We start from the raw sequence: 18,010 nt of genomic DNA, 5'->3' as shown, positions 1-18,010 counted from the left end.
AAAACGGGCCTTGGTCCGATTTTTCCGCCCATTTGGTATTATATTGGTAGCATCATCGCGATTTTTTGGTATGGTCGGCCTCACAGCGCGATTCGCCCATGCCGGCATCGCGGAAAGGGGGGACCGGATGACCATGGCCTTGGGCACCACACGGCAGGAACGGGTGCGCCGCCGCGCGCTGTCCGACCGCGCTTTCGCCTGGATCCTGATCGCCCCGGCCATCCTGTTCATCGCCATCATCGTCGCCTGGCCGCTGGTCGAGACGATCCGGCTGTCCTTCACCAACGCCTCGCTCGCGGGCGAGGAGTATGTGGGCTTCGCCAACTACGAAAAGCTCTTCCAGGGCGGCAAGTTCGGCGAGATCATCCTCCGCACCTTCGTCTGGATGTTCTTCTCGGTCAGCCTGAAGCTGGTCCTCGGCCTGATCGGGGCCAGCCTACTGATGGCGGTGGTGCCGGGCCAGGCGCTGTTCCGCATCCTCATCATGCCGCCCTGGGTGATCCCGATCGCCATGGGCTGCCTCGGCTGGCTGTGGCTGTTCAACGGCGACTTCGGCATCATATCGGGCGTGGCGCAGAAGATCGGCATAACCGACGGCCCCTTCGCCTTCCTCGCCTACAAGACCTCGGCCTTCTGGTCGGCCATCGTGACCGATGCCTGGGTCGGCACGCCGATGGTGACGCTGTTCTTCCTCGCCGCGATGCAGGGTGTGCCGCGCGACCTTTACGAGGCCGCCTGGGTCGATGGCGCAAGCCGCTGGTACCGTTTCCGCCGGATCACCATTCCCCAGATCATGCCGGTGATCGTTTCCATGGCCCTGATGTCGGCGATCTGGACCTTCAACAGCTTCGAGATCATCTGGATCCTCACCCAGGGCGGCCCGCGCGGCGGGACCACGACGATGATCATCGACACCTACAAGGTGGCCATCGCCAACCTGCAATTCGGCGAAGGCGCGGCGCGGGCGGTGATCATCGTCATCATGCTGGCCCTCTTCAGCCTCCTCTACCTGTGGGTGCTGGGCAAAGTGAACCGCAAGTACGGGGTGAAGTAGGATGATGGACCGTTACACCCTTCTCCAGAAGATCGGCATCTACTTCGGGATCGCGGTCTTCCTGACCTTCATCCTCCTGCCCTTCTTCGAGATGTTCATGACCTCGCTGAAGCCCTTGAACCACATCTTCCGCGCGCCCTACCAGTTCTGGTCCGACGACTTCAGCTTCGACGCCTATACGCGGATGTGGGAGCGCGTGCCGCTCCTCGGCCGCTACATCTGGAACTCGATCTTCATTGCAACGACCGTCACCATCATCGCGATGATCGTCATCGTGCCCGCCGCCTATGCCTATGCGCGGCTCGACTTTCCGTTCAAGACGCAGTCGCTGGGCCTGTTCCTGTCGGTCAACATGTTCGCCGGCGCCGTCCTCCTGATCCCGCTCTACAAGCTGATGCGCACGCTCGGGCTTCTGAACACCTACTGGGCGATGATCATCCCTGGCGTGGCCTTCCTGATCCCGACCGGCATCTGGCTTCTGCGCGGCTATCTGGAGAAGATCCCGAAAGAGATGGAGGAAGCCGCCTTCATGGACGGCGCCTCGCGGCTTTACACGCTGCGCCGGGTGATCCTGCCGCTGGCCGGGCCGGGCCTCGTGGTGGTGGCGACGACCGTGTTCATCACGGCTTACGCCCAGCAATACCTCTTCGCCGTGACCTTCAACTCCAACGGCAACCTGCACCCGCTGCCAGTCGGCCTCTTGCAGTTCATCGGTTACCAGAACGTCGAGTGGAACATGATGATGGCCGCCGCCCTGACCGGGATCACGCCCGTCCTTCTCGTGTTCCTCTTCCTGCAACGCTACCTCGTCGCCGGTCTGACGGCGGGGGCGGTGAAAGAATGACAGACCGATCAACAAGGAGGCTAACCATGACCACATTCAACAGACTGGCGCTCGCCGGCGTCCTGATGGGCGCGACCGCCCTGCCGGCACTCGCCAAGGACGTGCACTACATCATGTGCGGCGACGAACGGCAGGCCGAGAAGGACTCGGTGGCCGAATTCATGGCCGCGAACCCCGACATCAAGGTCAACCTCGAATTCCTGCCCTGGGGCACCTGCTCGGAAAAGGCCATGCAGATGGCCGCGGCGGGCGACCCGCCGGCGCTGGCCTACATCGGCTCGCGCTTCCTGAAACAGCTGGCCAAGGCCGACCAGATCCTGCCGATCGAACTGACCCCGGAACAGGAAGCCGCCTACCAGCCGGGGATCCTGTCCACCGTCGAGGACGGCGGCAAGCGCTGGGGCTTCCCGCATGCCTTCTCGAACAAGGCGATGTTCGTGAACTGCGACCTGTTCCAACAGGCGGGCCTCGAATGCAAGGTGCCCGAGACCTGGGACGAGATGAAGGCCGCCGCCGCGACCATCAAGGAAAAGACCGGCGTCGCCGGCATCGGCATCGCGGGCAAGGACTTCGACAACACGATGCACATGTTCCTGGACTTCATGTATTCGAACGGCGGCACGGTGATCGACACCGTCACCGGCGAGGTGAAGTTCGATGACGTGCCTGCGCGCGAGACCTTGCAGCTTTACGCCGACCTCGTGCCGGTGATGGCCGAAGGCGCGACCGCGCTGGAACGCGGCAACCTCCAGGCCCTGTTCGAGGACGGCAAGATCGGCATGTATGTCACCGGCCCCTGGGGCATGGGCCAGCATGTGGCCAGGAACTTCAAGGCCGGCCCGATCCCGCACGGACCCTCGGGCGGCTCGGGCTCGATCCTGATCACCGACTCGATCGCCGTGTTCAAGGGCTCGGGCGTCGAGGCAGAGGCGATGAAGCTGGCCGCGCACCTGACTTCGGGCAAATCGCAGTACGGGCTCGACAAGGAATGGGGCCTGCCGCCGATCCAGAAGTATGAAGAACAGGGCATCGCCGACCTCTATTACAACGCCCCGGAATGGCAGCTGTTCCTCGCGACGACCCCGACCGGCAAGCCCGAGCCCATGGTGTACAACTTCGCCTCGCTGCAGGCGGTGTTCACCAACATGATCCAGGGCGTGCTGCTGGGCGAGATCACCGACATCGACGCCGCCGTCACCGAGGCGGCCGAGGGGATCAAGGCGATCCAGTAACCTCGACCCGGCGGGCCGCACACACTGCGGCCCCCCCCCCCCCAAAGCCTTCCGGAGACGCCCATGGCCACGCTCGACCTTGCCTCCATCACAAAGGATTTCGGCGCCCACAAGGTTCTGTCCGGCATCGACCTCGCGATCCGCGACAAGGAATTCGTGGTCTTCGTCGGCCCCTCGGGCTGCGGCAAGTCCACCCTTCTGCGCATCATCGCCGGGCTCGAGGCCGCCACCTCCGGCCGCATCCTGATCGACGGCCAGGATGTCTCGGACGCCGCCCCTGTGGACCGCGGCATCTCGATGGTGTTTCAAAGCTATGCGCTCTATCCCCACCTCTCGATCTTCGAGAACATCGCCTTCCCGCTGCGCGTCGCCCGCCTGCCCGAGGCCGAGGTCAAGGCCAAGGTCGCCCGCGCGGCCGAGATCCTGCAACTGACCGAGAAGCTCTCGCTGAAACCCGGCCAGCTGTCGGGCGGCCAGCGCCAGCGGGTCGCCATCGGCCGCTCGATCGTGCGCAATCCCAAGGTGTTCCTGTTCGACGAACCGCTCTCGAACCTCGACGCGGCCCTGCGCGGCGAGATGCGGGTCGAACTTTCTGCCCTGCAACGCGACCTCGACGCGACCATGGTCTATGTCACCCACGACCAGGTCGAGGCGATGACCATGGCCCACCGGATCGTCGTCCTGAACAAGGGCCGGATCGAACAGTTCGGCACCCCGATGGAGCTTTACCACCACCCCGCGACCCGGTTCGTGGCCACCTTCATCGGCCAGCCCAACATGAACCTGATCCCCGCCACCGTCACCGGCACCGGGGCCGAGGGCGTGACCGTCGCCTTCCACGGCGGCGCGCAGATGACCCTGCCCGTCGATCCCGGCACCACCTGCGCCGGCGACCGGGTCGAGGTCGGCCTGCGCCCGGAAAACCTCGCGCTCGGCCAGGGCCTTGCGATGCGGCTTCGGGTGCTCGAACGGCTCGGCGGCACCGCCATCGCCTACGGGATGATGGGCGACGGGCTGAAGCTCTGCGCCGCCCTTCCCGGCGACACCGCCGTCCACGAGGGCGAAGAGGTCGGCCTGACCTTCGCCCCCTCCGACGCCCATGTCTTCGACGCCCAGGGTCGCGTGCTGCGGCGCCGGCAGGCACCCGCTCTCGCCGCCTGACCGAAGGAGAAAGCGATGCGTATCGTCACCTCGGGCATCGGCCTGCGGGCCGGCCATGTCCTGACCACGCTGAAGGCGGAAATGCCCGAGGCCGAAGTCGTCGGCTACTACGACCCGCAGCCCACGCATCTGTCGATGATCGGCGAGGACACCCCGCGCTATCCGTCGGTCGAGGCGATGCTGTCGGACGCCCGCCCCGACCTCTACTGCGTCTTTTCGCCGAACGTCTTCCACCTCGACCAGATCCGCCTCGGGCTCGAGGCCGGGGTGCAGGTCTTCACCGAAAAGCCCGTGGTTGTCTCGATCGCCGAGACGCTCGAACTCGCCCGCCTCCTCGCCGTCCACGGCGGCGTCAACCGCGCGATGGTCGGCCTCGTCCTGCGTTATTCGCAGCACATGGTGGACCTGCGCGCCGCCATGGCGCAAGGCTGGATCGGCGACATCACCTCCCTCGAGGCCAACGAACACATCGGCCCCTACCACGGCGCCTTCTTCATGCGCGACTGGCGGCGCAAGACCGGCCTCGCCGGCGGTTTCATGCTGGAGAAGTGCTGCCACGACCTCGACATCTACAACATGGTCACCGGCTCGCGCCCCCGCCGCGTGGCCAGCTTCGGCGGCCGCAAGAGCTTCGTCCCCGCCAACGCGCCCCGCTCGAATGCCGAGGCCGAGATCTTCCACGTCAAGAAATCCGTCTGGGAGGCGACCGACGATCCCTTCACCTCGGACGGCGACATCGTGGATTTCCAGACCGCGATCCTGGAATACGAAACCGGCGCCTCCCTCGCCTTCCACACCAACCTCAACGTCCCCGACGAACACCGCCGCTTCTGCGTGATGGGCACGCATGGCATGGCCGAAGGCGATTTCGTCCGCGGCTTCCTGCGCGTCACCGCCCGCGACGGCCGCCGCCTCGCCGACCACGACTACACCCAGGGCACGGCCATGAAGGGGGCGCATTATGGCGCCGACCAGCTCATGTGCCGCGACATCACCGCCTACCTGCGCGGGGAACGCGACAGCCTGCCCGTCTCGATCCTCGACGCGATGGAGGCCGGCATCGCCGCGCTCGCGCTGGACGAGGCGCGCATCACCGGCCGCATCCTGGACCTGACCGACACCTGGGCACAGCTCGACGCTCACGGGCTGCGCCCATGACCCCTGCTCCCGACCTCAACGCCCCGCGCCTCCCCTCCCCCTCCGTGGGAAGGGGCTGGGGGTGGGGGGCCGCATCCGGATGACCGCCATGATCGACCTCTCCCCCGACGCCGGCCAGCACATGGCGCGCGAGATCGCCGAGGCCCCCGCCGTCTTCGCCGCCTCGGTCGAGCAACCCGTCGCCCTGCCCGACCTCCCCGCCCTGCGCGCGATCTACACCGTGGCGCGCGGCTCCTCGGACGCTGCCGCCAACATCCTGTCCTACGAGTTCATGCGCGAAGCCGGCCTGCCCGCGACCTCGCTGCCGCCCTCGATCTTCTCGCTCGGTCGCGGCGTCAGCCTGCGGGACAGCGCGGTCCTCGTCGTCTCGCAATCCGGCGCCTCGCCCGACCTGGTCCGCTCCGCCCGGGGGGCAAAGGCGATGGGCGCCACCGTCCTTGCGCTGACGAATGCCCCCGACAGCCCGGTCGAGGCCGAGGCGCACACCACGCTCCGCATCGGCGCCGGACCGGAACGCGCCGTTCCCGCCACCAAGTCCGTGGTCGGCGCCATCGCCGGCGGCATGGCGCTTCTCTCCGCACTGGTGCCCGCCTATGCCCCCCGCGCTGCGGCCTCTGCCCGGGCCGTCGCCGCTCTTCAAGGGCGCGAACTGCCGCAGACCCGCGCGCTCCTCGCCGCCCTCCTGCGCGCCTCCCATGTCTATGTCATCGGCCGCGACACGGGCTTCGGCGCGGCGCAGGAACTGGCGCTGAAACTCAAGGAATGCTGCGCGCTCCATGCCGAGGCCTATTCCTCCTCCGAGGTCCTGCACGGCCCGCTGCAACTCGTCACCAACCCGCTGCTCATCCTGATCCTCGACACCGAACAGGCCGAGGTGCAGGACAGCCTCGACACCGCCGAGACCCGTTTTCGCGCCGCCGGCGGCACCGTGTTCCGCCTCCGCCCCTCTCAGGCCGGCGCGACCGGCCTCACCCCCGCCGCCGCCGCCGCGGTCCTCCTCTGCCTCACCTACCCCCTCGCCCTCCGAACCGCCCTCGCCCTCGGCCACGACCCCGACCGCCCGGCAACGCTCTCCAAGGTGACCGAAACCCGATGACCGCTCCCCGCATCGCACGGCCCATTTGCCCTTTGCCAAATACTCCCGCCGGAGGCCGCGCCGAGCCGGTTGGCCGCAGGCCAGAGGCGAGACAGAAGGCTTGCGCCGCAGGCGCGCAATCTGCCCGCCGCCTCACCCCGCACTGCCGCCTCCGGTCCCGCGCCTCCCCTCGCCCTCGCGGGGAGGGGCCGGGGGTGGGGGGCACCCGACCGATGCAGAAAGACCGGACATGACCGACCTGACCCGCCACGCCACCTTCCGCGAGATCCTCGCCCAGCCCGCGATCTGGGCCGACTGGGGCGCGCAGCTGCCCGTCGCCGACCTGCGCCGCCGGATCGCCGGCACCGGTTCCGACGAAGTCTGGTTCTGCGGCGCCGGCACCTCGGCCTATATCGGCGACATCCTCGCCGCCGGCCTCGAAGGCCGCCACGCAGGCCAGCGGGGCCCCCGCCTCCGTGCCGTCCCGACGACCGACATCGTCGCCCGCCCCCATGCCTACCTGACTGGCGCCCCGAAACTGATCGTCAGCTTCGGGCGCTCCGGCAACTCGACCGAATCCATCGGCCTCCAGGCCGCGCTCGACGCCCTCGCCCCGCATTGGCCGCGCCTCCACATCACCTGCAACGCCCAGTCCGCCCTCGGCCGGGACCCCAAGGCCAGGGTCATCACACTGCCCGAGGCCACCCACGACCAGGGCTTCGCGATGACCTCCAGCTTCTCGACCATGCTCCTGACCGCCGCCGCCCTCTTCGACCCGGGCCTCGCGCCCGAAGCCACCCCCGCGCGCTTCGCCGCCCTGGCGGACAGCCTCGCCGCCCTCCTGCCCGGCTTCCGCGCCGAGGCAGCGGCCGCCCGCCGTCCCGCCCGCGCCGTGTTCCTCGGCACCGGCCCCCTCGCCTTCGCCGCCCGCGAAGCCGCGCTGAAGGTGATGGAGCTGTCCGCCGGCCGCATCCCCGCGCTCTGGGATTCGTCTCTCGGCTTCCGCCACGGGCCGAAAAGCTTCACGGTGGGGGAAACCGACCTCTGGCTCTTCCGCTCCGCCGATCCCCATGCCCGCGCCTATGACGAGGATCTCCTCGCCGAACTGCGCGCCCAGTTCCCGACGAGCCGCATCACCGCCCCGGACCTGCCCCCGGACTTCGACGACCTCTGGTCCGCGCCCCTCTACGTCGCGCTGGCCCAGATCCTCGCCGTCACCTGGTCCGACGCCCTCGGCCTGAACGTCGATGACCCCTTCGCCGGCCAGGGCACGCTGACCCGCGTCGTCTCGGGCGTGAAGCTCCACCCGGTGACGCCATGACCGAAGCCCCGATCTCTGCCGGCATCGACCTCGGCGGCACCAAGATCGAGGCGCAGGTCTTCGGCCCGGACTGGCAGCTTGCCGCCCGCCACCGCTGGCCGACGCCGAAGGACTATGCGGGCCTCCTCGCCGCCATGGCCGGGGCGATCCGCTGGTGCGACGCCCAGGCACCCGGCCTGCCCATCGGCATCTCCGCTGCGGGCCTCGTCAACCCCGCGACCGGCCTTGCGCTGACCTCGAACCTCCCGGCCACCGGCAAGCCCTTCCCCGCCGACCTCGCCGCCGCCGCCGGCCGCCCCGTCGCCTGGATCAACGACTGCCGCGCCCTCACCCTCTCCGAAGCCCGGCTCGGCGCGGCCCGGGACGCGGATCCCGCCGTCGGCCTGATCCTCGGCACCGGCGTCGCGGGCGGGGTCGTCACCGGCGGCCGCCTCCTGCCCTCGCCTGCCGCCACCGGGGGCGAGTTCGGCCATTTCCCCCTCGCCGCCGGCCCGGTGGTCGCGCATCACCTGCCGCTCCTGCGCTGCGGCTGCGGGCGCGAGGGCTGCGCGGAAACCTACCTCTCCGCCCCCGGCCTTTCCCGGATCGCGGCACATCTGACCGGCCAGGACCTCGCGCCCGAAACCATCGTCGCCGGCCGCGCCGCCACCCCCGCCTTCGCGCTCGCCTGGGAAATCTGGCTCGACCTCGCCACCGAGTTCCTGTTGACGCTCTGCCTCACCCTCGACCCCCAGGTCATCGTCCTCGGCGGCGGCCTTTCACGCGCGCCGGGCCTGACCGACGACCTCACCCGCCGCCTCTCCGCCGCCACGCTCCGCGGCTTCCCGATCCCCGCGATCCGCCTGGCCCAGGGCGGCGACGCCTCCGGCGCGCGCGGCGCGGCCCTCCATGCCCTGACCGGGGCCGGACAGGAGACCGCCCATGCCTGACCTCCGCCGGATCATCGCCCGCAACCGGGCCGGAGAGGCCATCGCCATCCCCTCTGTCTGCACCGCCCACGCGCAGGCGCTCGAGGCCTCCCTCACCCTGGCCGAGGCGCTCGACCAGCCCCTCGTCGTCGAGGCCACCTCGAACCAGGTCAACCAGGACGGCGGCTATACCGGACTAACCCCGGCGGGTTTCATCGGCTTCGTCTGGGACATCGCCGCCCGCGCCGGGGTGTCGCCCTCGCGCCTCCTCTTCGGCGGGGACCATCTCGGCCCCCAGGCCTGGCGGCACCTGCCCGCCGGACAGGCGATGGACAAGGCCCACCGGATGGTCGCCGACTATGCCGCCGCAGGCTTCACCAAGATCCACCTCGACTGCTCCGAAGGCTGCGCCGGAGACTCCCCCCAGCTTCCCGATGCCGTCACCGCCACCCGCTCCGCCGCGCTGGCCGCCACCGCGCTTGCCCATGCGCCTGATCCCGCCGCACTCCTCTTCGTCATCGGGACCGAGGTCCCGCCCCCCGGCGGCGCGCGCGCGCGCCCCCCGGGGGGGCATCCCCCCCCCCCCCCCGCAAACCCCGCGGCCCCCCCCCCGGCCCCCCCCCGACCCCGGCCCGGCCCGGGCCACCCCCGCGGCGGCGCGCGCGCCGACGACCATGGGCAGATCCCGCCCACCACCCCCGAAAGCGCGGCGGCCACCCTCGCTGCCCACCGCGACGCCTTCCGGGCCGAGGGCATCCCCCTCGACCGGATCGGCGGCCTCGTCGTCCAGCCGGGCGTGGAATTCTCGCCGATGGAGGTGCACCACCTCCCCCTCGCCCGCGACCCCGGTCTCCTCTCGGCGCTCGCCGACTGGCCCGGCCTCTGCCTCGAGGCCCATTCGACCGACTACCAGCACCCCGCGGCCTATCCCCGCCTCGCCGAACTGGGCTTCGCCTTCCAAAAGGTCGGCCCCGCGCTCACCTTCGCCTGGCGCGAGGCGCTCTACGCGCTCGACACGATCCGCGCCCAGAACGGCTGGGCCTCGGGCCCCTCGCTGCCCGACACGATGGAGGCGGTGATGCTCGCCAACCCCACCCACTGGCAGGCGCATGTCCACGGCCAGACCGCCGATTCGCGGACCGAACGGCACTTCGGCCTGGCCGACCGCATCCGCTACTACTGGCCCGCCCCCGCGGCTGAGCAGGCCGTCGCCCGCCTGCTGGCCGACCTCGACGACAGGCGCCTGCCCGATCCGCTGCTCGCCGCCCATTTCCGCGCAGAGGAGATTGCCCTCGCCCGCGAAAGCCGCCATTCCCTGCCCCGCGCCCTGGCGCTCGCCCGGGTGCAGACCGCCCTGCGCCCCTACTTCTTCACGGGATCCCGGCCATGACCGCCCAACCCGACCTCTGGATCCTGCCCGACGCGATCTACGACGGCACGCGGCTTCGCCCCGGTGCCGCGCTCGGGGTCGCGGGCGACCGCAGCCTGACCCTGGCCGACAACCCGCCCCCCGGCGCCCCCGTGCGCCGCATGGCGGGCACGCTCACCCCCGGCTTCCTCGATCTCCAGGTCAACGGCGGCGGCGACGCGCTCCTCAACAACGACCAGTCGCCCGAGGCGCTCCACCGCATGGCCGCCGCGCATCGCCGCTTCGGCACCGTCGGCATCCTGCCCACCGTCATCACCGACGCGCCCGAGGTCCTGGCCCGCGCGGTCGAGGCCACGCTCGCCGCCTTCGCCGAACCCCGGCCCGACCGCAGCCTCCTCGGTCTGCACATAGAAGGCCCGCACCTCTCGCTGCCCCGCCGCGGCACCCATGCCGCCGAATGGATCCGCCCCTTCGAGCCGGCGACGCTCGCCCATGTGCGCCGCCTGCGCGAGGCCGGGATCTTCGTCAAGATCACCGTCGCCCCGGAAACCACCAGCCCGCAGGACGTGTCTCGCCTCGCCGCGACCGGTGCCGTGGTCTCGATCGGCCATTCCGATGCCACCGCCGCCGACGTCCGGGCGCTGCTCGAGGCCGGGGCGACCTGCTTCACCCATCTTTTCAACGCCATGTCGCCGATGCTGAACCGCTCCCCCGGCGTGACCGGTGCCTGCATCAATTCCACCGCCTATGCCGGCATCATCTGCGACGGCATCCATGTCGCGGACGAAATGGTGGGCCTCGCCCTGCGCGCCCGCCCCCTGCCCGGCCGGATGTTCCTCGTGTCCGACGCCATGTGCACCGTCGGCGGCTCGGACCACTTCCGCCTCTACGGCCGCGACATCTGGCTCAAGGACGGCCGCCTCGTGAACGCCGAAGGCTCGCTCGCCGGCGCCCATGTCACCATGGCCGAGGGCCTGCGCCGCCTCATCACCGCCGTTGGCGCCGCGCCGGACACCGCGCTCGACATGGCCGTCTCCGCCCCCGCGCGCCTCCTTGGCCGGCCCGAGCTCGCCAGCCCCGAACGGCGCGCGGCGGCCGACCTCCTGATCCTCGACGCGAACTGGCAGGTCACCGGAACGCTTGCCCACCACCTGGCCACCCAGCCCGCCTGACCTGCTTGCCCTTTTGCCAAATACTCTCGGGGGTCCGGGGGTGAAACCCCCGGTCGCGTGGGTCAGGGACCGAAGACCGTCACCTCGGGCAACGAGGTCAGCCCCAGCCCCAGCGCCTGGAACGCCGCGAGCGACAGCAGCGCCGCCCCCGTCCCCGGCCGCAATTCCACCGCCAGCGACTTGCCCTCGGCCGTCACGATCCGCCCCTGCGCCTTCTCCTTGACCAGAGCCGAGGACAGCCAGATCCCCTGCTCGGCCGGCGGCCCCAGCGCCACGACCACCTTGCCAAGCTCCCGCTCGCCGCCCTTGGCCGGGGCCGCCAGCGCCGCCGCCTTCTCCTCGGCCGTGGTCTTGTCCAGCGCCGCCGCACTCACCGCCCGCGCCGTGCCGAGCGGCGTCGTCGCGACCGCCGGCGCCGCCTCGGGCGCAGGTGCGGGCGTGGCCGCCGCCTTCGGCCCTCCCTGCGGCTGCAGAAGGGCACAGCCCGACAGGGCAAGGGCGAAAACGGTCAGGATTGCAATCTGTCTCATGGTCGGAAGGCTATCCCGCCGCTTCCCCTGCCGCAATCGTCGCTCGCGCACTTGTGCGGCCCGCCGCTCAGGCATAGGTTCGCCCCATGCAGCCGCTCATCGACCCCTTCGCCCGCGCCATCAGCTACCTGCGCGTCTCGGTCACCGACCGCTGCGACTTCCGTTGCACCTATTGCATGTCGGAACACATGACCTTCCTGCCCAAGGCGGACCTCCTCAGCCTCGAGGAGCTTGACCGCCTCTGCTCCACCTTCGTCGGCCTCGGTGTTCAGAAACTCCGCATCACCGGGGGCGAACCGCTGGTCCGCAAGGGCATCCTCACCTTCTTTCAGGCGATGTCGCGCCATCTTCAGACCGGCGCGCTGAAGGAACTCACGCTCACCACCAACGGCAGCCAGCTTGCGAAATTCGCGCAACCGCTGGCCGACCTCGGCGTCAAGCGCATCAACGTCTCGCTCGACACGCTCGACCCTGCGAAGTTCGCGGAAATCACCCGCTGGGGCCGCCTCCCCCAGGTCCTCGACGGCATCGAGGCCGCGAAGGCCGCCGGTCTCCGCGTCAAGATCAACGCCGTCGCGCTGAAGGGCTTCAACGAGGACGAGCTCTTCTCCCTCCTCGACTGGTGCGCCGCGCAGGGCCACGACCTCACCTTCATCGAGGTCATGCCGATGGGCGAGGACATGTCCCCCCTCCGCCTCGACCAGTACTGGCCGCTGAAGGACCTGCGCGCCCGCCTGGCCGAGCGTTTCACCCTGACCGACCTCGCCGAACGCACCGGCGGCCCGGCCCGATATGTCCGGGTGGAGGAGACCGGCCAGAAGGTCGGCTTCATCACGCCGCTCACCCACAATTTCTGCGAAAGCTGCAACCGCGTGCGGCTGACCTGCACGGGCGAACTTTACATGTGCCTCGGGCAAGAGGACATGGCCGACCTCCGCGCCCCCCTTCGCGCCAGCCCCGACGACGCGGTCCTGGAACATGCCATCCGCGCCGCCATCGCCCGCAAGCCCAAGGGCCATGACTTCGACTACAGCCGCCAGAAGGTCGCCGGCCAGATCACCCGCCACATGAGCCACACGGGCGGCTGAGGGGGTCAAATCCTTTCGTAAGGATTTGCATAATCCTTCGAAGGATTTTGCCCCCGGCCCGACCGCCACGCCCTATTTCGTCAGGATCAGCTTCCCCGCCCGCGTGATCCGCAGGGAATAGACCTGCCCGTCCAGCACGATCCGCGCCAGCGATCCGCCCTCGGTCAAGGCCCGCGCGTCATGGACCGGGGTCGCATCCGTGGTCAGCCACGGCTCTACATGGGCGTTCATCTCCGAACCTCCAGCCGCGCGATCAGCGCTTCCAAAGCCGGTCCGGGGAACAGGGCGGCCACTTTCGACAGGTCAGGAAACATCCCCAAAGGGGCACGGCGTTCGGGCATGACGACCTCCAGATGACGATCACACCGGGCGTGCCCGAACGGGCTGGCTGGGCTTGCCGACATATCCTTACTAAAATACTCAACCATGTCAACGCATATTCTGCTGGCCCCCCGCGCACCAATCCTTATCCTGCGGGCCAAATGACCCAGGAACCCGCCGGAAGCCTCCTCTCCCTCCCCCCGCCGCTAGTGCCGCCGCAGGCCCTCGCCGCGCTGGTCGCAAGCCACTGGGGCCTCACCGGCACTCTCCACCCGCTCACCTCCGAACGCGACCAGAACCACCGCCTCGACACCGGCACCGCCAGCTACACCCTGAAACTCGCCAACCCCGCCGAACCCGCCAACCTCACCGACTTCCAGACCCGGGCCCTCCTCCATGCCGAGCGCGAGGCCCCCCCCCGCCCCCCCCCCCCCCCACCTCCCCACCCCCCGCGTGATCCCCACCCGCGGCGGCCGCCACATCCTCCCCACCCCGGACGGAGCCCTCCGCCTCCTTACCTGGCTTCCCGGCACCCCTCTCGCGCATCTCCCCCGCACCCCGGCCCTCGCCGCCTCCATCGGTCGCGCCCTGGGCCAACTCGATGCCGCCCTCGCCCGCTTCCACCACCCGGCCGCCGACCATCACCTCCTCTGGGACATCCGCAACGCGACAGACCTCGCACCGCTGACGGGGGCCCTCCCCCAGGACCTGAAACCCCGCGTCGCGGCCTTTCTCGCCCGCTTCGCCAGCGACATCGCACCCGCCCTCGACCGTCTGCCGCGCCAAGTGATCCACGGCGACTTCAACCCGCACAACCTCCTCGCCGACCCTGCCGAGCCGACCCGCCTCACCGGCATCCTCGACTTCGGCGACATGACGCTGTCGCACCGCGTCTGCGACCTCGCCGTCGCCGCCTCCTACCTGATCGACCCCGCCGATCCGCCGGCGCTGCTGATCCCGCTCACCACGGCCTATCACCGGGCCACCCCCTTGACGCCGCAGGAGATCGCCCTCCTCCCCGACCTCATCACCGCCCGCCTTGTCACCACCCTTACCATCTCCGCCTGGCGCGCAGCCCGGTATCCGCAGAACGCCCCCTACATCCTGCGGAACGCTCCCACCTCCCGCGCGGGCCTCGACGCGCTCACCGACCCCGAGACACTCGCCGCCACCCTCCTCACCGCCTGCGAAAGCCAGCCCAGATGACCGGCCCCATGACCCGCCAGACCACCATGCTCAACGCCTACACCCCCGGCGCCGGGCACCTCTCGCCCGCCGACGAAGCTCTCGCCCGGCGCCGTGAAAGAGCTCTCGGCCCCGCCTACAGGCTGTTCTACGAAACCCCCGTCCACCTCGTTCGCGGCGAGGGCGTCCACCTCTACGCCCCCGACGGCACGCGCTATCTCGACTGCTACAACAACGTGGCCTCGGTCGGCCATTGCCACCCCCGCGTTGTCGAAGCCCTGTCCCGCCAGGCCGCCACGCTGGCCACCCACACCCGCTACCTGCACGACGGCATCCTCGCCTATGCCGAGCAGCTCCTCGCCCTCTTCCCGCCCGAGCTGTCCCACGTGATGTTCACCTGCACCGGGTCCGAGGCGAACGACCTCGCGCTGCGCATCGCCCGCGCGGCCACCGGCGGCACCGGGGTCATCGTCACCGACAACGCCTACCACGGCGTCACCCTCGCCACCGCCGAAATGTCCATGTCGATCGGCCCCGCCGTCGCCCCCGGCCCGACCGTCTTTCCGGTCCCCGCGCCAAGCGCCGCAAACTACCCTGACGGAATCGCCGAAGGCTTCGCCGCCGCCGTCTCTGACGCCTGCGACCGGATGCAGGCACAGGGCATCAGACCCGCCCTCCTGATCGTCGACACGATCTTCTCCTCCGACGGCGTCTTTCCTGACCCCGAGGGCTTCCTGGCCCCCGCCGCCGCCGCGATCCGGGCCAGGGGTGGCCTCTTCCTCGCCGACGAGGTGCAACCCGGCTTCGGCCGCACCGGCGCGCAATTCTGGGGCTTCCAGCGCCACGGCCTCGTCCCCGACATGGTCTCGATGGGCAAGCCAATGGGCAACGGCTATCCGCTCGCGGGTCTGGTCCTGAAACCCGACACCATCGCCGAATTCGGCACCAAGGCGCGCTACTTCAACACCTTCGGCGGCAATGCCGTTGCTGCCGCCGTGGGCCTCGCCGTCCTCGACGTGATCCGCGACGAAGGCCTGCAACAGAACGCCGCCACCGTGGGCGCAGCCTTCGCGCAAGGCCTGAAGTCCCTCGCCCAACGCCATGAATCCCTTGGCGAAACCCGCGCCGCGGGCCTCTTCATCGGCCAGACCATCCTGACCGATGGCCAACCCGACCCTGCCCGCACCGCCCGCCTCGTCAACGCGCTCCGCGAGCACAACATCCTGATCAGTTCCACCGGACCCAGGGGCGACAGCCTGAAGATCCGCCCGCCGCTCCCCTTCAGCCTTGCAGACGTCGACCAGGTCCTCACCACCCTCGACCGCCTCCTGCCGACGGTCTAGACGCCAGGCGGCAACCCGCGCCCGGCGTGGACGTGATAGGCCTTGGTCACGATCTGCCACCTGCCCTGCGCGTCGGGCCGGTCCTTAACCATCACCAGGTAATCGGTGAAATCCGTCCCGAAACAGGTGTCGGTCAGCTTCGCCACCGCCACCTTCCCTGTCACCTCGATGGACAGAAGCTCGGCGACGATAGGCGATCCCTCAACTTCCGTCTCCTCGCCCTTCAGCCAAGCGATGAACTCCTCCAGCGGGAAAAACTCATAGGTCTCGCCGAAATGCCCGACCTGCAGGGCGCCGGGATGGAAGGCCCGCCGCAGCTTCGCCTCATCACCCCAGCACATCCCCTCCAGGTAGTCCACGACGACCGCCCGCACCGCATCATGCTCCGCACCCCAGACCATCCGACCCTCCCTGTTGACCCCAGTCCAGACTGCACCGCCCCGACCGGATCGCAAAGACTTTCATCTTTGCCCAGATATCGTCACCAAAGGTTCCGGCCGGCCCGAAGCACAGGCTCTTCATACTGGCGCAAACACCCTAGGGAGATCGACGGGCAGCGCCCCTCGTCAGCCGAGGAGGAGGGCAAAGTCCCGACGACGAGACAAAAGCCTCGCGCGGCGGCGCTCCTTCTGAAAAGTGCCCCGCTACCCGGCCCGGAACATGGTTGACAGAACGTAACCGCCCGCAACCAACCCATTGATACCGATTGATTTTCAGTAAATGTCCACCGTGGACACTAACCCAAGGAGTACCCCGCCCCGCGCACGGTGCGCACCGGATCGCTGCCGCCGTGCTGCATCAGGCTCTTCCGCAGCCGCCCGACATGGACATCAACCGTCCGGGTATCGACATAGATGTCGCGCCCCCAGACCAGATCCAAGAGCTGCTCGCGGGAAAACACCCGGCCGGGACGCTCCATCAGCGTGACCAGCAGCTTGAACTCGGTGGGCCCCAGCTTCAGCACCTTGTCGCCGCGATAGACCCGGTGGCTTTCCGGGTCCAGCCGGATGTCCTCATGCTCCAGCACCATCCCGGCGGTCGAGGGGCGCACCCGCCTCAGCTGCGCCCGCGCCCGCGCCATCAGCTCAAGCACCGAATAGGGCTTGACCACGTAATCGTCCGCGCCCGTCTCCAGCCCCCGGATCCGGTCCACTTCCTCGGCCCGGGCCGACAGCATGATGATCGGGATCGACCGCGTGTCGGGCCGCATCTTCAGCCGGCGGCAGACCTCGATGCCCGACACCTTCGGCATCATCCAGTCCAGGATGATGATGTCCGGGTCCTCCTCGTCCACCAGCACGATCGCATCCTCGCCGTTGTCGGCCTGCGTCACCGCAAAGCCCTCGGCTTCCAGGTTGTAGGCCAGGACCGCCCGCTGCGCGGGTTCGTCCTCGACCAGCAAGACCCTCGGCTGCCCGCTGCGCGCCATCTCAGACCCCCGTCCCCGTGCTGTCCACCTTCGGCCTCTCGTCCTCGGGCATCGCGCCGGTGACAAGATAGATCACCTGCTCGGCGACCGAGGTCGCATGGTCGCCCACCCGCTCGATGTTCTTGGCGATGAAATGCAGGTGCATGCAGGGCCCGATGTTGCGCGGGTCCTCCATCATGTGCGTCAGAAGCTCGCGGAAGATCGAGTTGTACATCTGGTCGACGTCGCGGTCCCGCTTGCGCACATCCTCGGCCAGCTTCACGTCGCGGCGGATATAGGCGTCCAGCGCGTCGGTCAGCATCTGCACCACCGCCTTGGCCAGCCGCCGGATCGAGCCCGAGGCGCCGGCGACCTGCGCCATCTGCGACAGGACCGCGGTCCGCTTGGCCATGTTCTTCGCGTAATCCCCGGCCCGTTCCAGCGCCGCGGCGATCTTCATCACCGTCAGCACCGTGCGCAGATCGCCCGCTGTCGGCCCGCGCAGCGCCAGAAGCTGCGCGCATTGCGCGTTGATCTGCTCTTCCAGCGCGTCGATGGCCGCGTCCCCGGTCCGGACCCCGGCGGCCAGGTCCTCGTCGCGGGTGTCCAGCGCCTCGGCGGCGTCCAGAAGCGCGGTCTCGACCAGCCCGCCCATCCGCATCACAAGCGCCTGCGCGGCCTCGAGGTCGCGGTCGAAGGCGGAAAGGATATGCGCGGTGTTCATCTCGGGCTCCTTAGCCGATGCGGCCGGTGATGTAGGATTCGGTCCGGGGGTCTTTCGGATTGGTAAAGATCTGGGTGGTGTCGCCGTATTCCACCAGGTGGCCGAGGTGGAAGAAGG

General features: G+C 69.4%; 18 protein-coding genes and 1 pseudogene. 13 read left to right on the top strand and 6 right to left on the bottom strand.

The window, feature by feature from the left end; all coding sequences use genetic code 11:
- Positions 1-127: 127 nt before the first annotated feature.
- The 10 genes from ACK4IU_RS10805 to nagA all read left to right on the top strand — a co-directional run bounded on the left by ACK4IU_RS10805 (position 128) and on the right by nagA (position 11,294).
- Complete coding sequence (locus tag ACK4IU_RS10805) at positions 128-1,054, top strand: carbohydrate ABC transporter permease (RefSeq protein ID WP_409734824.1); 927 nt, start codon at positions 128-130, stop codon at positions 1,052-1,054.
- A 4-nt stretch (positions 1,055-1,058) separates the two neighbouring features.
- Positions 1,059-1,898: a carbohydrate ABC transporter permease gene (locus ACK4IU_RS10800; protein WP_409734822.1), complete on the top strand. Its 840-nt coding sequence runs from the start codon at positions 1,059-1,061 to the stop codon at positions 1,896-1,898.
- 26 nt (positions 1,899-1,924) lie between these two features.
- A complete protein-coding gene (locus tag ACK4IU_RS10795; protein WP_409734820.1) occupies positions 1,925-3,130 on the top strand; it encodes an ABC transporter substrate-binding protein in 1,206 nt (401 codons plus the stop codon).
- Positions 3,131-3,193: 63 nt separating this feature from the next.
- Entirely contained in the window at positions 3,194-4,291 is a 1,098-nt protein-coding gene (locus tag ACK4IU_RS10790) for an ABC transporter ATP-binding protein (protein WP_409734818.1), read from the top strand.
- Between the two features lie 15 nt (positions 4,292-4,306).
- Complete coding sequence (locus ACK4IU_RS10785) at positions 4,307-5,449, top strand: Gfo/Idh/MocA family protein (RefSeq protein WP_409734816.1); 1,143 nt, start codon at positions 4,307-4,309, stop codon at positions 5,447-5,449.
- A gap of 88 nt (positions 5,450-5,537) precedes the next feature.
- Complete coding sequence (locus ACK4IU_RS10780) at positions 5,538-6,545, top strand: SIS domain-containing protein (protein ID WP_409734814.1); 1,008 nt, start codon at positions 5,538-5,540, stop codon at positions 6,543-6,545.
- 229 nt (positions 6,546-6,774) lie between these two features.
- Entirely contained in the window at positions 6,775-7,845 is a 1,071-nt protein-coding gene (locus tag ACK4IU_RS10775; protein ID WP_409734812.1) for a tagatose-bisphosphate aldolase, read from the top strand.
- Positions 7,842-8,774 (top strand): ROK family protein, encoded by a 933-nt coding sequence (locus ACK4IU_RS10770; RefSeq protein WP_409734811.1) that lies wholly within the window; start codon positions 7,842-7,844, stop codon positions 8,772-8,774. The genes ACK4IU_RS10775 and ACK4IU_RS10770 overlap by 4 nt, the downstream gene beginning before the upstream one ends.
- Entirely contained in the window at positions 8,767-10,143 is a 1,377-nt protein-coding gene (locus tag ACK4IU_RS10765; protein WP_409734809.1) for a class II D-tagatose-bisphosphate aldolase non-catalytic subunit, read from the top strand. Before ACK4IU_RS10770 ends, ACK4IU_RS10765 begins: the two co-directional genes overlap by 8 nt.
- The gene (gene nagA, locus ACK4IU_RS10760; protein ID WP_409734807.1) at positions 10,140-11,294 is read left to right on the top strand and encodes an N-acetylglucosamine-6-phosphate deacetylase; all 1,155 of its coding nucleotides are present in this window, start codon (positions 10,140-10,142) and stop codon (positions 11,292-11,294) included. Before ACK4IU_RS10765 ends, nagA begins: the two co-directional genes overlap by 4 nt.
- A gap of 62 nt (positions 11,295-11,356) precedes the next feature.
- Here nagA and ACK4IU_RS10755 read toward each other — a convergent pair whose 3' ends face one another.
- On the bottom strand, positions 11,357-11,824 hold the full coding sequence (locus tag ACK4IU_RS10755) for a hypothetical protein (protein WP_409734805.1): 468 nt from the start codon (positions 11,822-11,824) through the stop codon (positions 11,357-11,359).
- A gap of 86 nt (positions 11,825-11,910) precedes the next feature.
- On the opposite strand from ACK4IU_RS10755, the gene moaA reads away from it, so the two are divergent.
- Positions 11,911-12,912, top strand: coding sequence for a GTP 3',8-cyclase MoaA (gene moaA / locus ACK4IU_RS10750; RefSeq protein ID WP_409734803.1), 1,002 nt, complete (start codon positions 11,911-11,913; stop codon positions 12,910-12,912).
- A 72-nt stretch (positions 12,913-12,984) separates the two neighbouring features.
- Here moaA and hemP read toward each other — a convergent pair whose 3' ends face one another.
- The gene (hemP, locus tag ACK4IU_RS10745) at positions 12,985-13,143 is read right to left on the bottom strand and encodes a hemin uptake protein HemP (RefSeq protein WP_103256737.1); all 159 of its coding nucleotides are present in this window, start codon (positions 13,141-13,143) and stop codon (positions 12,985-12,987) included.
- A 543-nt stretch (positions 13,144-13,686) separates the two neighbouring features.
- Between hemP and ACK4IU_RS10740 the strand changes: the two genes are divergently transcribed.
- Together ACK4IU_RS10740 and ACK4IU_RS10735 are read left to right on the top strand one after the other, a co-directional pair.
- Complete coding sequence (locus tag ACK4IU_RS10740; RefSeq protein ID WP_409734801.1) at positions 13,687-14,439, top strand: phosphotransferase; 753 nt, start codon at positions 13,687-13,689, stop codon at positions 14,437-14,439.
- An 8-nt stretch (positions 14,440-14,447) separates the two neighbouring features.
- Positions 14,448-15,761 carry an aspartate aminotransferase family protein gene (locus tag ACK4IU_RS10735; protein ID WP_409734799.1) on the top strand — a complete coding sequence of 438 codons (1,314 nt, stop codon included), beginning with the start codon at positions 14,448-14,450 and terminating at the stop codon, positions 15,759-15,761.
- Here the strand turns inward: ACK4IU_RS10735 and ACK4IU_RS10730 are convergent.
- The 4 genes and pseudogenes from ACK4IU_RS10730 to ACK4IU_RS10715 form a co-directional block, all read right to left on the bottom strand.
- A complete protein-coding gene (locus ACK4IU_RS10730; RefSeq protein WP_409734797.1) occupies positions 15,758-16,162 on the bottom strand; it encodes a nuclear transport factor 2 family protein in 405 nt (134 codons plus the stop codon). The genes ACK4IU_RS10735 and ACK4IU_RS10730 overlap by 4 nt on opposite strands.
- Positions 16,163-16,497: 335 nt before the next feature.
- Entirely contained in the window at positions 16,498-17,190 is a 693-nt protein-coding gene (gene phoB, locus ACK4IU_RS10725) for a phosphate regulon transcriptional regulator PhoB (protein WP_149589640.1), read from the bottom strand.
- A 1-nt stretch (position 17,191) separates the two neighbouring features.
- Positions 17,192-17,893, bottom strand: coding sequence for a phosphate signaling complex protein PhoU (gene phoU / locus ACK4IU_RS10720; protein ID WP_409734795.1), 702 nt, complete (start codon positions 17,891-17,893; stop codon positions 17,192-17,194).
- 10 nt (positions 17,894-17,903) lie between these two features.
- Positions 17,904-18,010, bottom strand: a pseudogene (locus tag ACK4IU_RS10715) (phosphate ABC transporter ATP-binding protein); the annotation flags it as partial.

The sequence above is a fragment of the Tabrizicola flagellatus genome, assembly GCF_046295235.1.
Lineage (GTDB): Bacteria > Pseudomonadota > Alphaproteobacteria > Rhodobacterales > Rhodobacteraceae > Tabrizicola > Tabrizicola flagellata_A.
Note: the sequence above shows the minus strand (reverse complement) of the source record. Positions and strands in the feature narration are given on the sequence as shown.

Bases quoted from the DNA above. Each gene is read 5' to 3' on its own strand.
- ACK4IU_RS10805 (WP_409734824.1), top strand. From the start codon at position 128: ATGACCATGGCCTTGGGCACCACACGGCAGGAACGGGTGCGCCGCCGC.
- ACK4IU_RS10800 (WP_409734822.1), top strand. From the start codon at position 1,059: ATGGACCGTTACACCCTTCTCCAGAAGATCGGCATCTACTTCGGGATC.
- ACK4IU_RS10795 (WP_409734820.1), top strand. From the start codon at position 1,925: ATGACCACATTCAACAGACTGGCGCTCGCCGGCGTCCTGATGGGCGCG.
- ACK4IU_RS10790 (WP_409734818.1), top strand. From the start codon at position 3,194: ATGGCCACGCTCGACCTTGCCTCCATCACAAAGGATTTCGGCGCCCAC.
- ACK4IU_RS10785 (WP_409734816.1), top strand. From the start codon at position 4,307: ATGCGTATCGTCACCTCGGGCATCGGCCTGCGGGCCGGCCATGTCCTG.
- ACK4IU_RS10780 (WP_409734814.1), top strand. From the start codon at position 5,538: ATGATCGACCTCTCCCCCGACGCCGGCCAGCACATGGCGCGCGAGATC.
- ACK4IU_RS10775 (WP_409734812.1), top strand. From the start codon at position 6,775: ATGACCGACCTGACCCGCCACGCCACCTTCCGCGAGATCCTCGCCCAG.
- ACK4IU_RS10770 (WP_409734811.1), top strand. From the start codon at position 7,842: ATGACCGAAGCCCCGATCTCTGCCGGCATCGACCTCGGCGGCACCAAG.
- ACK4IU_RS10765 (WP_409734809.1), top strand. From the start codon at position 8,767: ATGCCTGACCTCCGCCGGATCATCGCCCGCAACCGGGCCGGAGAGGCC.
- nagA (WP_409734807.1), top strand. From the start codon at position 10,140: ATGACCGCCCAACCCGACCTCTGGATCCTGCCCGACGCGATCTACGAC.
- ACK4IU_RS10755 (WP_409734805.1), bottom strand. From the start codon at position 11,824: ATGAGACAGATTGCAATCCTGACCGTTTTCGCCCTTGCCCTGTCGGGC.
- moaA (WP_409734803.1), top strand. From the start codon at position 11,911: ATGCAGCCGCTCATCGACCCCTTCGCCCGCGCCATCAGCTACCTGCGC.
- hemP (WP_103256737.1), bottom strand. From the start codon at position 13,143: ATGAACGCCCATGTAGAGCCGTGGCTGACCACGGATGCGACCCCGGTC.
- ACK4IU_RS10735 (WP_409734799.1), top strand. From the start codon at position 14,448: ATGACCCGCCAGACCACCATGCTCAACGCCTACACCCCCGGCGCCGGG.
- ACK4IU_RS10730 (WP_409734797.1), bottom strand. From the start codon at position 16,162: ATGGTCTGGGGTGCGGAGCATGATGCGGTGCGGGCGGTCGTCGTGGAC.
- phoB (WP_149589640.1), bottom strand. From the start codon at position 17,190: ATGGCGCGCAGCGGGCAGCCGAGGGTCTTGCTGGTCGAGGACGAACCC.
- phoU (WP_409734795.1), bottom strand. From the start codon at position 17,893: ATGAACACCGCGCATATCCTTTCCGCCTTCGACCGCGACCTCGAGGCC.